Source organism: Secundilactobacillus paracollinoides DSM 15502 = JCM 11969 (genome assembly GCF_001311135.1).
GTDB classification, from domain to species: Bacteria; Bacillota; Bacilli; order Lactobacillales; family Lactobacillaceae; genus Secundilactobacillus; species Secundilactobacillus paracollinoides.
In genome coordinates this window covers 1-12,752 of sequence record NZ_BBAG01000069.1, presented here as the reverse complement: position 1 = coordinate 12,752, position 12,752 = coordinate 1, and the positions used below count along the sequence as shown (strand labels likewise).

Genomic DNA, 12,752 nt, shown 5'->3' with positions numbered 1-12,752 from the left:
TGAGAGCCCCGCACTTTTGTGAAACAAAACTTTGTTCAGTTTTTCAAAGGTCTACTTGTTTGAATCAACTCATTTAGTATAGCTAAGATCCAAAATGATGTCAACCATTATTTTGAATCTTTATTCAACCAAATGTTTAACGAATCGGTTAAACAAGTGAATGGCGTTATCGAGACAACGGCCACTTGAATAATTATGCGTTCAATCTGTGACGTCGTCTTTAACAACAGGTAAAATAATACCAGCAAAACAACAGTCGGTCAAGCACTTATTTGAAAAAGATTCATTTATTTGCGAACGAACTCACGAAGTGCCTCTTGTTCCCATCCGTGACGGCGGTCAGCAATCGGCGTGAACCCTTCATGGACGTTGCGGCTCGTCCAATAATGTTTGTGATGATTATCTGGTTGATCAATCTGCGTTGCCTTTGGTTCCTCCAGGCATCTCAACGATAATGATATTTTCCCAGTAAACTCATCAATATCCAAAATCACAACCGTCATTGTCTGGCCAACGGTAAGATATTGATGGATATCCTTTACAAACCCATAGTGGCACTCTGAAATGTGAATTAATCCCTGTGTGTTATCACCAAGGTCAACAAACGCACCGTATGGTTGAATCCCGGTAACCGTACCCGTTACTTTATCACCAATATGATACATACTGCTCCTCCTAACATAACTAACTGTCTGAAATCACACGGATACTACCCGTATGACAAAAGTCCGATAAATGCATTATACCACCTTGTTACCTCTATATTAGGGGAAACATCTCTGCAAAAAAATAACTGCCTCAGCAGATTCACTGAACCAGTCACTCTTCAAGACTTTTCAATACTAATCGTCAATGACTTCCACTGAGGATAACTTAACGTCTTCAAGTGGTTTGTCACTACCGTCTGTCTTCACTGTCGCAATGGCATCAACCACATCCATGCCATCAGTTACTTGACCAAACACCGTGTGCCGAAAATCCAGCCACGGCGTCCCGCCCTTTTGATAAGCGGTAACGATCTCATCTGGAAAATGGGCTTCCGTCATCTGCTCACTTAACTGTTCCGACAAATGCTGATTTTGAACGATGAAGAATTGACTTGAGTTCGTGTTCGGACCCGCATTGGCCATCGATAATGCGCCACGCAGATTATAAACGTCCTTAGAAAATTCATCTTCAAACGGCGTCCCCCATTTAGAGTCGCCGCCCATACCAGTACCTGTTGGATCGCCACCTTGGATCATAAAATCATTAATGACCCGGTGAAAAACGCCGTCATCATAGTAGTTATCCTTTGCGAGCGTCACAAAGTTTTCAACTGCCTTGGGTGCTTGTTCAGGGAATAATTGAATCTTAATATCGCCTAACGATGTATGCATGACCACCTTAGGACCATTTACTGTATCAAGATGTAGTTGTGGAAAACTCACCAGCAAAACCTCCATTATGTTTCTGATATCTATTCTATTATCCATGTTTAAGATTAAAAATCAACTTTGATGGTGTCTTAACCTATTACTTCATGCGTTTTTTCTAAGTTTTCCCAAAATACTGGTATTCTGCTGGTGATTTGATACAATGACCTCAGCATTGAAGCACATTGACTATCTTAGACCTGAAAGGACTATTGCCTACATGACCTTTTTAACGACCCTCTTTGATTTCGTCCTCCACATTGACCAGCATATGGTTAATATCGTCAACACCTTTGGCGGTTGGACGTACGGCATCTTATTTCTTATTGTGTTGGTTGAAACTGGGGCGGTTATCTTGCCGTTCCTGCCTGGGGATTCACTCCTGTTTGCCGCTGCAGCTTGGCAGCAAACCCTGACTATCATCTCAGTATTCTTGTCTTTATCGTGATTTTCTTGGCAGCCGCGATCGGCGGTGACTCACTGAACTTCTTCATTGGTCGTCACGTTGGTGTTGCCCTAACAAAAAACAAACTTTTCGGTCGCGTTTTCAGCCAGCAACGGCTTAACGAGGCGCATGGCTTCTTTGAAAAGCACGGTGCCATGGCCATTTTTCTAGCACGGTTCATGCCGATCATCCGCACCCTAGCCCCATTTGTAGCAGCTACATCGGACTATGATTATAAGTCTTTTATCAAGTATAACGTGGCTGCGGCCATTTGTTGGGTGGGTCTCTGTTGTGCCGGCGGTTTCTTCTTCGGCAATATCGGCTTTGTGAAGGACCACTTCTCACTCGTTGTCATCGGCATCATCGTGGTCTCCATGATCCCAGCGTCCGTTGGCTTCCTGAAGGGAAGAAAGGCGCCGGCGGGAGAAGAGTAGATCGTGGAAGAAAGTGTTTAAAGACTGGAGCAGAAGGCGACTCTGATATAAAATCCGGGGTTTGGATTTTGTATCAGAGTCGCCTTCTGCTCCAGTCTTTGCTTTCTGTAACGCGTTTCGGCAATGCAGCCAAGAAAGACAGAAACGGCCCTCACCAAATTCCATGACTTGAAATTTACACAAAATAGCCATGTGTGCAACCTTCAGCTTCCTCCAAAGCATTTCATCAATGTCTCCAAGTAAGAAAATAACAGGTAACGACATTCCTCAGCAGTACCGTCAGCACAAGCCAAGGCTTGCCGTCCCACGCCTTAATAACATCACAAAAAAGACGTTCATCGCACGATCCATAACCGGATCCGCAATGAACGCCTTTTTAATCATCATCATGGGTCAACTGATATTTACCATACCAAATCCCGAGAACCATCACGATCTCGAACAAGCCAAACGCCATCACGAAGCACTGCGCAAAGAAACTTTCAGGCAACACATTGATGACCGGATCAAATTGAGGGTTAAACAACCAATCAGAATTGCGAAACAGGACCTTATGAAATGCAATAAAGAACCCATTAAAGTTAACCAGCATCAATAACCCAAAGAACACCGGGATCACCGCCGCAATTTGAAACGTACGAATAAACAGCCATGCCTGCCGATGCCGCACTAACCGGACTGTAAAAATAACTGCCGGAATAATCGTTACAATCAGGATCACGTTATTTAATAAGAACAGGTGTTTAACATCGATGAAGTGTTGCAGTCCACTAGGAGACGTCGGGAAATCCATCATGTTCAGGTGATGAATCCACGGCAGTTCTAGGAAGCCTAAAAGCTGGTGATAGTTTGTCATAAGTCGGGACACTGACAAGCCTACCTGATGCGGAATCGTGCTGAAATTCAAATTCAACCGGTACAGCCAAAAACTGTTGATGGTCAAACAAATAATCAAGGATACCAACGCTAGGTAAACTACCGTCCATGCGATAAATCGCCGCAATCTTAACATCTACACCAACTCCCAATCATCCAGTGAATCACATTCAAAAGTCGGCTGCCGGTCTTCACGAGCGACTTGCGCGCGTGTTGACAACCCGGTATACACGAGCAGTGTATCGATTCCAAAGTCCAAACCAGCCGTGATATCCGTGCGGTAGTTGTCCCCCACCATCACGACCTGATCCTTTCTAAGGCCACTACGTTGCAACGCATTTGCCATAATGATCGACCGGGGTTTCCCAATATATACCGGTCGTTGCTGGGTGGCATACGCAACCATCTCGACCAGCGAACCAGCGCCCGGTAACATGCCCAATTCGTTCGGAATATTTGAATCCGGGTTGGTCCCGATAAACGTTGCCCCCGCCCGAATGGCAAGAATGGCCAACGATAGTTTGTGGTAGGTGACATCGGAATCTAAGCCCACCACCACAAAGTCCGGATCGTGCTCCGTTAAGTGAAACCCGCGGTCTAAAAAGGCCTGGATCAACCCAATTTCACCGACAATATAAACACTGTCCTGGCCTGATTGGGCAATCTGTGCCACGTAATCGGCACTTGCTAACCCGGCCGTATACACATTATCTTCTGTAACGTGAATATCGTGGTTATCGCCTAAGTTGCGCACAACATCAGCGGGCAATTTTGTGGTGTTATTGGTCACAAACATAAAATTGGTATTGGTGTTCTGTAACCGTTCGATAAAGCGTTTAGCTGCCGGAATACGGCGTTTGCCTGCGTAGATCGTCCCGTCTAGGTCAATAAAGTACCCGTCGTAGTGTTTTGTCATGAAACGCGTCAGTCCTTCTTTTCTCTTATGGTAAAGCGCCGGTGCTTGCTATGGCCCACCGTTTTAACAGTGCCGTCACGTTTGCTCAACGGCGTCTGCTTCACCTCTTTGATTTGTTCAGTCACATAGGCGGTCTGCCGTTTAGACTGGTGGTTTGAATGGGCGTTATTCCGATTGTTGCGGTGTTGCCCATTGCCATTGGTGTTCGACGTGTTTTTCCGTGAATGAGTTGACCGATTCGAATTACGGCTCTGTTCGTGCCCACGTTGGTCGCCTGACTGTGAGCTGCGGTCATTCGTCTGGTTACTGGTACCGTTATTGTGAGTCCCATTGCGGTGACGACGGTTGTTGGATGAGCGCGGCTTGCGCTTTTTAGGTTCAACGACCCGCACATCCTGATTCTTCAGCACAAAATACGGGCACCCGATACTGCAATTTTCATCCAGGTAATCCTGCAGTGCCGTAATCTTAGCCTCAATGGGCACGTTGCGTTCTTCGCTGTAAAAACCGCGGAGTCGCAACTGACCGAATCCCCAGTCACCAACAAGGTAGTCATACTTTGAAAAATAGGCGTTGAACCGGTCGCTCAGTTCCATTTTGTCAAAGGCATCCCGGTAATTCGTCAGCAATTCGTACGGGTGGTCATTGATCTGGTAGTGGGTCTCGTCTTCACTGACGACCACGCCGCCAGCAGCTCTGCTCGTGCGGGTTTCCTCAATTAATTCTTGAAGTGTTTTTTTATCCATTGTTAGCCTCCTTCCCCGCTTGAAGTGGGTAGCGTTTTGCAAGATAATCGCTTAAAACGTTCCGTAATAGTTTACCATACATAATTTCATTTTGCCCAACGATACTGATCGTCGGGAAAAACGGAATGAACAGGTAGTGATCCGGCATCGCAACGGTGTAGTGCCGCACTGGCGAAAGCACTTCACCACGGTACAACACTTGCTGATCATGCGCATCGTAACTGATACCTGAATAGTTGATTGCGCCAAAAATTTTACCGCGAAAGCCCATGCCCTTAATTGGAAAACGACTGAGAAAAACGCGATTCTTTTCCATTTCCCGAATCAACCGCCAGAGGTCGTACCCATTTAATGTCACGCGCATGACGTGCATCGCGTGGGGCAACAGGTTATGAAAATCATTGGCGGTTACTTCACCAGCCGGCAGATCAGTCATAAACAGGCCGCCGTTAATAATGGCTGCATCCGTTTGCGCGTAATCTTCTAAGGCCGCCAATCCTTCGCTGGTGAGCCGTGAATGGCCCTCCCAACTATGTTCCATGGCAACTGGTAAAGTCGCAATTTTACGGGCAGCGAGCAGCTGTTCGCCCTTGGTCACATAGCCATTGATCTCATCACGGTCGGTCGTTGCACGCTGCAGCGTCTCCGTTTTGACAACTGAGGCCTCTTTAGTCGAAATGTGGTGGTCCTTTAACGTCAGTTGAATCGTGCCAATATACTGACCCCATTTGCCCGCCGCAGCAAGTAACGATTGATTCACGTGTTCACCATGGACGAGTAAATGATGGGTGTGGGCACCAATGATGACGTCAACCTCTGGGTGTCGCTTGGCAATCATGCGGTCGACGTCGATGCCCAAATGAGACAGCAGCACCACAGCGTCGTACTGCCCCTCATACTGGGTCAGCAACCGTGGCAGCATCCGCTCCACTGAAATCGGCTGCCACCCCACCAGCGGATAGGTCAGTGTGTACGGGGCAGTCAATCCAAGCACCAGAACTCGCGTGTGTGCCGCTGTTTCAATGAGTTTTGCGGGCATCGCCCACTTTGGTTGCGTCTTGTTTGGCGCGGTCAGTAAATTGCCTAAAATGACATCAAAATTTGCTGCATCAAAGAGGTGATTGAGTTGCGATTTTGTGTTGCCAAGTCCCTCATTATTGCCAATCGTCACCCCATCGTAGTGGATCGTATTCATGAGGTCAACGTTGGCCTTCCCATCGGTGGCCTCCGTTAATGCATGCTCGCGATCCATCGCATCACCAATATCAAAGGTCAGGACAGTATGACCTGCAGCTTCGTAACGCGCCTTTTCCTCACTCAAAAAACGTCTGATCTGCGGCCAATTTTCAAGGTGAGAATGCAAGTCATTTGTGTGAAGGATCGTAATTCGTTCTACCAACTCCGTTTGGTCTTGCTTAACGTCTTTTTTGGAAGTCATCATATTTTCCCTTCACCATTTCTTCAACCTCGGCCATGGAAAACGGTGTCCCAAATGGCGGTTTTTCTACCAAATAGTCCGTTTCAGGCGTGTCCACGCCAACGTTGATATTTTCTTTGATCCCCACCGCGTAATGATGAATGTGGCCGTGGAGGTTGATGATCTGTTTAACAATACCCATCATCATCGGGTAGTGCGTCATGTAATATTGCCGGTGATTAACCTTGATCAAAACGCCAACATCGTGAAATGTAAACTTAGGTCTGCCACCATACTCGTAATTGTGAGCCGCTAAATATTTAAACAATGACCGGCTGTCGTGGTTGCCCTTGATCAGCACTAAATGCCCGTTGAGTTCGTTGAGCACCTGAAGAACCGCTTCATGAGAAACCTTTTCGGGTCGCGTAAAATACAACGCAATGTCGCCGAGATGGTACACCGTATCTTCAGGTGTGACGCGTTTGTTCCAATTATCAATAATCGTTTGGTTCATTTCCGCTACGTTCGCAAAGGGTCGCGGGGCAAATTTTGAATCACCTAGCAGATCCTTGTGAAAGAAATGCGTGTCCGCCGTAAAATAAGACTTCACGTAAACCCCTTCTTTGCTGCTTTATTTTTAAACAACCGATACGGATCGTTTTCATGACTAGTTTAACATGCCTGCAACATGAGTGGCCATATCTGGCGTTCACCCGAATTGTGGGCACAAACTCTGACTTCAATCATACGCCTTTCACTGCGGCAACAAAACTGTTCCATGTAAAGAAAAAAAGCCGATCAAAACGATCGACTTTTGTTCAGTCTAATCCCTATTCTGTTCTAAATCGTCTCGGTAACTTGCGTGGTCCTTAACTGTTTTAACCAGCCACAGCGCCACCAACCAGATGACTGAACCAATCAGCGCAATCAGCGTTTCTGTCTTGAAGACCAGGACAACCCCGACCATGGCAAGAAACAGGAGCACAAAATAATCTGAATAGGGTGCAAATGGCATCTTAAAGGTTAACTGTGCTTCCTGATGCGCGGCCTTGACCTCCCGACGATACTTCAAGTGCGCTAACACGATTGATCCCCAGATAAACAGGAAACAAGTCGTTGCCACACTTGAAATCAGCGTAAAGACCTTCCCTGGAATAAACATGTTCATGATCACCACGACAGCTATGATGGCTGCCGAAAACAACAAGGCGTTAACTGGCACCTGAGCCTTAGATAACTTACCAAAGCGTTTAGCCATTGGCGACTTGCCGTCATATGTCAGTGAAAACAGCATCCGCCCCGTTGTGAATAGCGAACTGTTGCAGGCAGAAGCGGCTGCGGTCAGCACAACAAAGTTAATGATGGCTGCGGCCGCCTTGATACCCACTGCGGAAAAGACCTGAACAAACGGACTCGTCGATGGCGAAATATAGTGCCAAGGATAAATGCACATCAGCGCTAATAGTGATCCCAAATAAAATAGGATGACGCGCATGGGAATTTCATTGATTGCCTTGGGAATAATTTTTGCCGGATCACTGGTCTCTGACGCGGTCATCCCAACCATTTCAATGCCGATAAATCCAAACAGTACCATTTGAAAGGATAGGAAGAATCCCTTCCAACCGTTCGCAAAAAATTTCCCAGCGAATAAATTGCTGACCGACGCATGGCCAACCGGTGTTTTAAAGTTAATGGCAACTAAAATGACGCCAGCAACGATCAACGCAATGATAGCAACGATCTTAATAATGGCAAACCAGAATTCCGTTTCGCCAAACGCTTTTACCGTAATGGAATTAATGCCAAGTAGAATCAACAGAATCACCAACCCTGTGACCCACTGTGGTAAATGCGGAAACCAAAATTTCATGTACAAGCCCGCCGCGGTTAGATCGGCCATCGCAATGGTGAGCCAACACACCCAATACGTCCAACCGGCAACGAAGCCCCAGCGTTCTCCCAAGTATTTCGTAATAAATTTGATGTAGGAGTGCGCGCTCAAATCAGATAACAAAAGTTCTCCTAGTGCACGCATCAGCAAGAAGCAGGCGATCCCAGCCAGCAGGTATGCCAGCAGGATCGACGGTCCAGCGGAATGAATCGATTCGCCGGCACCAAGGAACAACCCCGTCCCAATCGTGCCGCCCAGTGCAATCAGCTGCACGTGACGGTTTTTCAACCCTCGTGAAAATTCAGTTGTTGATGTCTCTTTGTCTGCCATGTCGCTCACTCCTTATGAATCACTATTATACACGGCAAAATGAGCATTCTTTAATGGACCGGACCAAATTAACATGATTATTCAACGACAAACACCGAAGAACCGCGTTATACCGGTGTCTTTGAAAATGATGAGGTTTTTTCAAGGTGAAGTGAAGAGAATTCATCAGAGCGTGAGGCAAGGCGGGTTAGGGGCAGAATGTAACGGACTCTGGCCGAAAAGTCCGGGCCTGACTTTTTGGCCAGAGTCCGTTACATGTCAGCCCCGTGCCTTGCCGAACGCGTTTCAGCTACATAACAGAGAAAGAACCACCCTACAAAAATAAGAAGAAATCTGAAACCCAACAATCCCCAAAAAGGTCTAATCTCCCAAAAGAAACCAGCCCAAACCAAAAAAAGCCCAGGAAAAATTCCCAGACTTCCCAACTCAATAGAGCCGTACAGCTTATTTAGTCAACCGTTCAACATCACGAACGATCATCAATTCTTCGTTTGTTGGAATCAACAAGGTCTTAACAGTAGCATCCGCCGTTGAAAGATCACGTTCAACGCCACGAATGTTGTTCTTTTCAGAATCAACACCAATGCCGAAGTAGGATAATTGATCAGCAACTTCTTGGCGAATCGGGATATCGTTTTCACCAACACCGGCTGTGAAGACAATGGCGTCCACGCCGCCTAATTCAGCGATGTATTGGCCAACGTACTTCACGATCCGGTTGATGTACATATCACGTGCTAAGTGTGCCTTAGGATTTTCATCCTGAACCTTTTCAAGGTCACGCATATCAGCTGAGTATTCTGAAACCCCAACTAACCCTGACTTCTTGTTTAAGATGTCGATCATGTCATTAGGGTCCTTGATGTTCAACTTTTCCATCAAGAAAGTGACTAATGAAGCATCAATATCACCGGAACGGGTGGCCATCATGATACCAGCTAACGGGGTAAAGCCCATTGACGTATCAAATGACTTGCCGTTCTTAATGGCGGTAATCGAAGCGCCGGCACCAATATGCAACGTAATCAATTTCAAGTCTTCAAGCGGCTTGTTTAACATTGCAGCTGCCCGGCCAGCAACGTAACGGTGGCTCGTCCCATGGGCCCCATACTTACGGGCACCAAACTTCTCGTAGTATTCGTAAGGAATCCCGTACATGTAATTGACTTGTGGCATTGTGGTATGGAATGACGTATCAAAGACCGCCACGTTTGGGACATTTGGCAAAATCTTTTGGAACGTCCGGATACCCATTGCCTCAGCTGGGTTATGCAGTGGTGCGTACTCAGACAAGTCTTCGATCTTCTTTAAAGCATCTTCATCAACCAAGACAGAATCGGTAAAGAATTCACCACCGGCAACGACCCGGTGACCAACACCCGTAATTTCATCGTAACTTGCGATGATCTTCAGGCTCAAAAGCTGATCCAACATGATGTGGATGCTTCTTCATGGTCCTTAACATCCTGAGTATTCTCGTATTTTTGACCGTCGCCATACTTAATGGAAACGAGTGAGTCACCCAGACCGATTCGTTCAATAGCGCCGCTTGTGAGCACTTTTTCTGATGGTACCTCAAATAATTTAAACTTTAATGTTGAGCTTCCTGCATTAACCGCAAGTGTCTTTCCCATGTCTTAAAAGTCTCCTTTTTATTTACTTCGCAAGTAAGTCATTCAATTCCCAATCAACAATTTCAGCCATGAATTTCGAAAAAGCATCCTGATCTTTAAACGATGGGAATTCTCCCAGCATCACCTTGCCGGCCTGCTTGGCGTCGCCACCATGTCGTTGCAGTAACAAAACTGCTTTTTCTGATTCATTCGCGGCAAAGAGATCCTTCGGCAGGTTCAAAAAAGGCCTGTAAATAAGCACTATCTTGCAACCATCCGAGTAACGTCTTTGCTTCTGCTGATTGGAAGAGCTGACTTGGTACCAAAAAGATGCCAAATCCGCCGGGCTTCACCGATTGCATGGCTTGTTCCAGCAATAAGTGATGCACGTAAGAGTGACCTTCCTTGGCACGTGTCTTAAAGTTGGTCACTTTTTGATCCAATGGATAATAACCAATTGGCAGATCCGAAACAACCAGATCCGCTGAGGTGCCTAATAGATCCCCCAGTGCATCTTGATGCCGCAGTTCTACCGGTGCGTGTTGAAGCGTCACGTTAATGTCCGCCACCGCTAACATTGAATCATCATTGTCAATTCCGATACCAGATATCTCATGATGAGTGGCATCGCTAAGCTGATTCATGATGGTCGTCAGCAGGTTGGCAGTCCCAACGGCGGGATCAAGAACAACGAGCTTCTGCTGATGTTCAACCAGCCGAATCACAAGGTAGCCCATCACCATTCCAATCGTATCGGGTGTTAATTGGTGATTACCCTGAATCTCGTCTTCCTTAATTGCCTTAAGCATGCCAAGCTGGATTGCCTGACGGATGCTTTCAGTTTCCAGTTGGTCCAAATGTACGTCGTCATAAAGCGCTTGCAATTGCTCAACAGTCTGCCGAGCCGGTTTGCCGTCTTCAACCTGGACATTGCCTGCAATCAGGTTATCGCCTGATTCAATAAAGGCGTCCACGTACGAAGTATCCAATGCCGAACGTAACAACTGGGCCGACTGATCAAGCACATTAAACAGTGCTTCAGTTTCTTTCAGAGCCAGTGTTGTCAACCTCCTCTGTGTTAAGGATTATCCACAGAATCTATCTTACAAATAAATGCTCACTAATTCAAGCAAACAATTTAAATTAAAGCCCGTCTTTACTTATGGGGAAGCGCACTGATTGCTTGTGAATAGTGCTTTATAAGGTCGTTGTAAGCATGCTGCTGTTGGGCATACCCCTGGACCTCTAATAGCAACAGCACCATTAATAACCCGAGAAAAACAACAGCAACTAAAGTGACAAAGCCATTTCGTTTCATTCTTTTGCTCCTATGATGGTGGTGGCAGCGAATTTTTGGTGGGTCGATGTGGTCATGTTGAGAGCGAGATGGTGGTTATTTTCAGTGAATTTAAGATCGGTGACATGTTGCATTGACGGCACATAACCGCCACTCTTGGTAGTTACCATCACCTCATCCATATTTGGGCGGTACCGAATGATGTAATCCTTCTTTTCGATATTACTATGAACAAAAGCTTCATCGCCATCGATGTGGTCGAAATCAAATTCATAGCGGCCACCTTCAATGATTCCTAACAGGCCATACCAATCTAATTGCTCCGCATTTCGCTGTTGTTGATGGTTATTGACCCACTGATAACCCATCTGGAGCGTCAACAATGCTAAGGCTGTCACAAACAAGGCAATAATCGTTTCAACTAACGTAAAGCCACTTCGTTTCATTTCGAGTCACTGACCTTTTCTTCTGGCTGTTCAGGAAGCTTTGAAAGTGTTGACTCGTTTTCCGTTTCCGGCAACTCAGACGATGTGTCACGATTCGACGATTCTGAAACTTGAGAATCCTTAGCACTTTCTGAATGGGATGATGCCTCATCAGGCTTGGCTGACGCTTTATTTTTAGCCGTCTCTTCCTGCTTTGAATCTCGCATTCTTTGTTCTAGCTTGGGTGCTAAGGACTCATATTCTTGACGAAGCGCGTGAACACGCAACTGTTTTTCCTGAGAATGCTGCATCATTACCTGTTGTAACCCAACATATGTCAAAACACCTAATCCAATCAGTACCAGCCCAATTAAAGCATCACTTAGAATAAAACCTGAGCGTTTATTTCTTTTCAAGTCTGTATAACCCCCATCCCATTTGAACCGTTAATGTTCAATTACCATTTTTAAGTTTTGATCGAAACTGCAGTCTTTGTGGATCAGCATGACTATCTGCATAGATATCGACTTCGTGCTCGGGTCCAACGAGTGTGCTTGGATAATCCAGTTGGTGCAGCTTAGTTGGTTGCCCCTCCTTAAGCCCACTTTTAAAGACGACCTCATGTTGATGAAACGCAATTGAAGTACGCTGATTACGATATTTAGCTGCGTATTGTGCCTCCTGCCAATTACTGTTCAAAGTATGCCAAAAGGCTTGTTCCGCTCGTGGCGAATGATGGCTAAACGCCTGGCGTGTAGTCATACTTAAAATTAGTAAACTACCGACAATCCCCATAACCACTAACGATTCAACTAACGTAAACGCACTACGACTTGCTATTCGCTTTTGGGTCAACATGATTATCCTTAATCACTAATGTGGCAGTGGCCTTATTGAATTGTTTGTCAGTCAAATAGCCGCCATCTTTTAAGTCTTCTAAAGAA

General features: G+C 46.0%; 14 protein-coding genes and 2 pseudogenes. 1 reads left to right on the top strand and 15 read right to left on the bottom strand.

From position 1 onward, the window contains the following. Positions 1 to 287: 287 nt before the first annotated feature. Positions 288 to 665, bottom strand: a complete 378-nt coding sequence (locus JCM11969_RS14475) for a CvfD/Ygs/GSP13 family RNA-binding post-transcriptional regulator (protein WP_054712238.1) — start codon at positions 663 to 665, stop codon at positions 288 to 290. Positions 666 to 842: 177 nt separating this feature from the next. Continuing rightward, positions 843 to 1,433, bottom strand: coding sequence for a peptidylprolyl isomerase (locus JCM11969_RS14470; RefSeq protein ID WP_275452930.1), 591 nt, complete (start codon positions 1,431 to 1,433; stop codon positions 843 to 845). A 202-nt stretch (positions 1,434 to 1,635) separates the two neighbouring features. Here JCM11969_RS14470 and JCM11969_RS14465 point away from each other — a divergent pair. Further along, positions 1,636 to 2,294 (top strand): annotated as a pseudogene (locus JCM11969_RS14465) (VTT domain-containing protein). 376 nt (positions 2,295 to 2,670) lie between these two features. Here the strand turns inward: JCM11969_RS14465 and JCM11969_RS14460 are convergent. The 13 genes and pseudogenes from JCM11969_RS14460 to JCM11969_RS14410 form a co-directional block, all read right to left on the bottom strand. Further along, positions 2,671 to 3,306, bottom strand: coding sequence for a TIGR01906 family membrane protein (locus JCM11969_RS14460; RefSeq protein ID WP_054712234.1), 636 nt, complete (start codon positions 3,304 to 3,306; stop codon positions 2,671 to 2,673). After that, positions 3,307 to 4,086, bottom strand: a complete 780-nt coding sequence (locus JCM11969_RS14455; RefSeq protein WP_054712232.1) for a TIGR01457 family HAD-type hydrolase — start codon at positions 4,084 to 4,086, stop codon at positions 3,307 to 3,309. It lies immediately after the preceding gene. An 8-nt stretch (positions 4,087 to 4,094) separates the two neighbouring features. Next, entirely contained in the window at positions 4,095 to 4,832 is a 738-nt protein-coding gene (locus JCM11969_RS14450; protein WP_054712230.1) for a YutD family protein, read from the bottom strand. Continuing rightward, on the bottom strand, positions 4,825 to 6,273 hold the full coding sequence (locus tag JCM11969_RS14445) for a bifunctional metallophosphatase/5'-nucleotidase (protein WP_225353327.1): 1,449 nt from the start codon (positions 6,271 to 6,273) through the stop codon (positions 4,825 to 4,827). Before JCM11969_RS14445 ends, JCM11969_RS14450 begins: the two co-directional genes overlap by 8 nt. After that, complete coding sequence (locus tag JCM11969_RS14440) at positions 6,248 to 6,859, bottom strand: metallophosphoesterase family protein (protein WP_054712227.1); 612 nt, start codon at positions 6,857 to 6,859, stop codon at positions 6,248 to 6,250. The genes JCM11969_RS14445 and JCM11969_RS14440 overlap by 26 nt, the downstream gene beginning before the upstream one ends. Positions 6,860 to 7,072: 213 nt before the next feature. Then, a complete protein-coding gene (locus tag JCM11969_RS14435) occupies positions 7,073 to 8,473 on the bottom strand; it encodes an amino acid permease (RefSeq protein ID WP_054712225.1) in 1,401 nt (466 codons plus the stop codon). Positions 8,474 to 8,917: 444 nt separating this feature from the next. Beyond that, positions 8,918 to 10,107, bottom strand: a pseudogene (locus JCM11969_RS14430) (acetate/propionate family kinase). Positions 10,108 to 10,129: 22 nt separating this feature from the next. Next, positions 10,130 to 10,276, bottom strand: a complete 147-nt coding sequence (locus JCM11969_RS20525; protein ID WP_369523244.1) for a hypothetical protein — start codon at positions 10,274 to 10,276, stop codon at positions 10,130 to 10,132. A gap of 16 nt (positions 10,277 to 10,292) precedes the next feature. Continuing rightward, positions 10,293 to 11,153 carry a class I SAM-dependent methyltransferase gene (locus tag JCM11969_RS14425; protein WP_369523243.1) on the bottom strand — a complete coding sequence of 287 codons (861 nt, stop codon included), beginning with the start codon at positions 11,151 to 11,153 and terminating at the stop codon, positions 10,293 to 10,295. 89 nt (positions 11,154 to 11,242) lie between these two features. Further along, positions 11,243 to 11,404, bottom strand: coding sequence for a hypothetical protein (locus tag JCM11969_RS17890; protein ID WP_156319390.1), 162 nt, complete (start codon positions 11,402 to 11,404; stop codon positions 11,243 to 11,245). Further along, positions 11,401 to 11,829, bottom strand: a complete 429-nt coding sequence (locus JCM11969_RS14420; protein ID WP_054712223.1) for a competence type IV pilus minor pilin ComGF — start codon at positions 11,827 to 11,829, stop codon at positions 11,401 to 11,403. The genes JCM11969_RS17890 and JCM11969_RS14420 overlap by 4 nt, the downstream gene beginning before the upstream one ends. Next, positions 11,826 to 12,224 carry a type IV pilus modification PilV family protein gene (locus JCM11969_RS14415; RefSeq protein WP_054712222.1) on the bottom strand — a complete coding sequence of 133 codons (399 nt, stop codon included), beginning with the start codon at positions 12,222 to 12,224 and terminating at the stop codon, positions 11,826 to 11,828. Before JCM11969_RS14415 ends, JCM11969_RS14420 begins: the two co-directional genes overlap by 4 nt. 37 nt (positions 12,225 to 12,261) lie before the next feature. Beyond that, positions 12,262 to 12,666: a type II secretion system protein gene (locus tag JCM11969_RS14410; protein WP_065903541.1), complete on the bottom strand. Its 405-nt coding sequence runs from the start codon at positions 12,664 to 12,666 to the stop codon at positions 12,262 to 12,264. Between the last annotated feature and the right edge of the window lie 86 nt (positions 12,667 to 12,752).

Excerpts from the sequence above, each read along its gene's own strand:
- JCM11969_RS14435 (WP_054712225.1), bottom strand. The coding sequence starts at position 8,473 with ATGGCAGACAAAGAGACATCAACAACTGAATTTTCACGAGGGTTGAAA.
- JCM11969_RS14420 (WP_054712223.1), bottom strand. The coding sequence starts at position 11,829 with ATGAAACGAAGTGGCTTTACGTTAGTTGAAACGATTATTGCCTTGTTT.
- JCM11969_RS17890 (WP_156319390.1), bottom strand. The coding sequence starts at position 11,404 with ATGAAACGAAATGGCTTTGTCACTTTAGTTGCTGTTGTTTTTCTCGGG.
- JCM11969_RS14475 (WP_054712238.1), bottom strand. The coding sequence starts at position 665 with ATGTATCATATTGGTGATAAAGTAACGGGTACGGTTACCGGGATTCAA.
- JCM11969_RS14445 (WP_225353327.1), bottom strand. The coding sequence starts at position 6,273 with ATGATGACTTCCAAAAAAGACGTTAAGCAAGACCAAACGGAGTTGGTA.
- JCM11969_RS14450 (WP_054712230.1), bottom strand. The coding sequence starts at position 4,832 with ATGGATAAAAAAACACTTCAAGAATTAATTGAGGAAACCCGCACGAGC.
- JCM11969_RS14460 (WP_054712234.1), bottom strand. The coding sequence starts at position 3,306 with ATGTTAAGATTGCGGCGATTTATCGCATGGACGGTAGTTTACCTAGCG.
- JCM11969_RS14455 (WP_054712232.1), bottom strand. The coding sequence starts at position 4,086 with ATGACAAAACACTACGACGGGTACTTTATTGACCTAGACGGGACGATC.
- JCM11969_RS14410 (WP_065903541.1), bottom strand. The coding sequence starts at position 12,666 with ATGTTGACCCAAAAGCGAATAGCAAGTCGTAGTGCGTTTACGTTAGTT.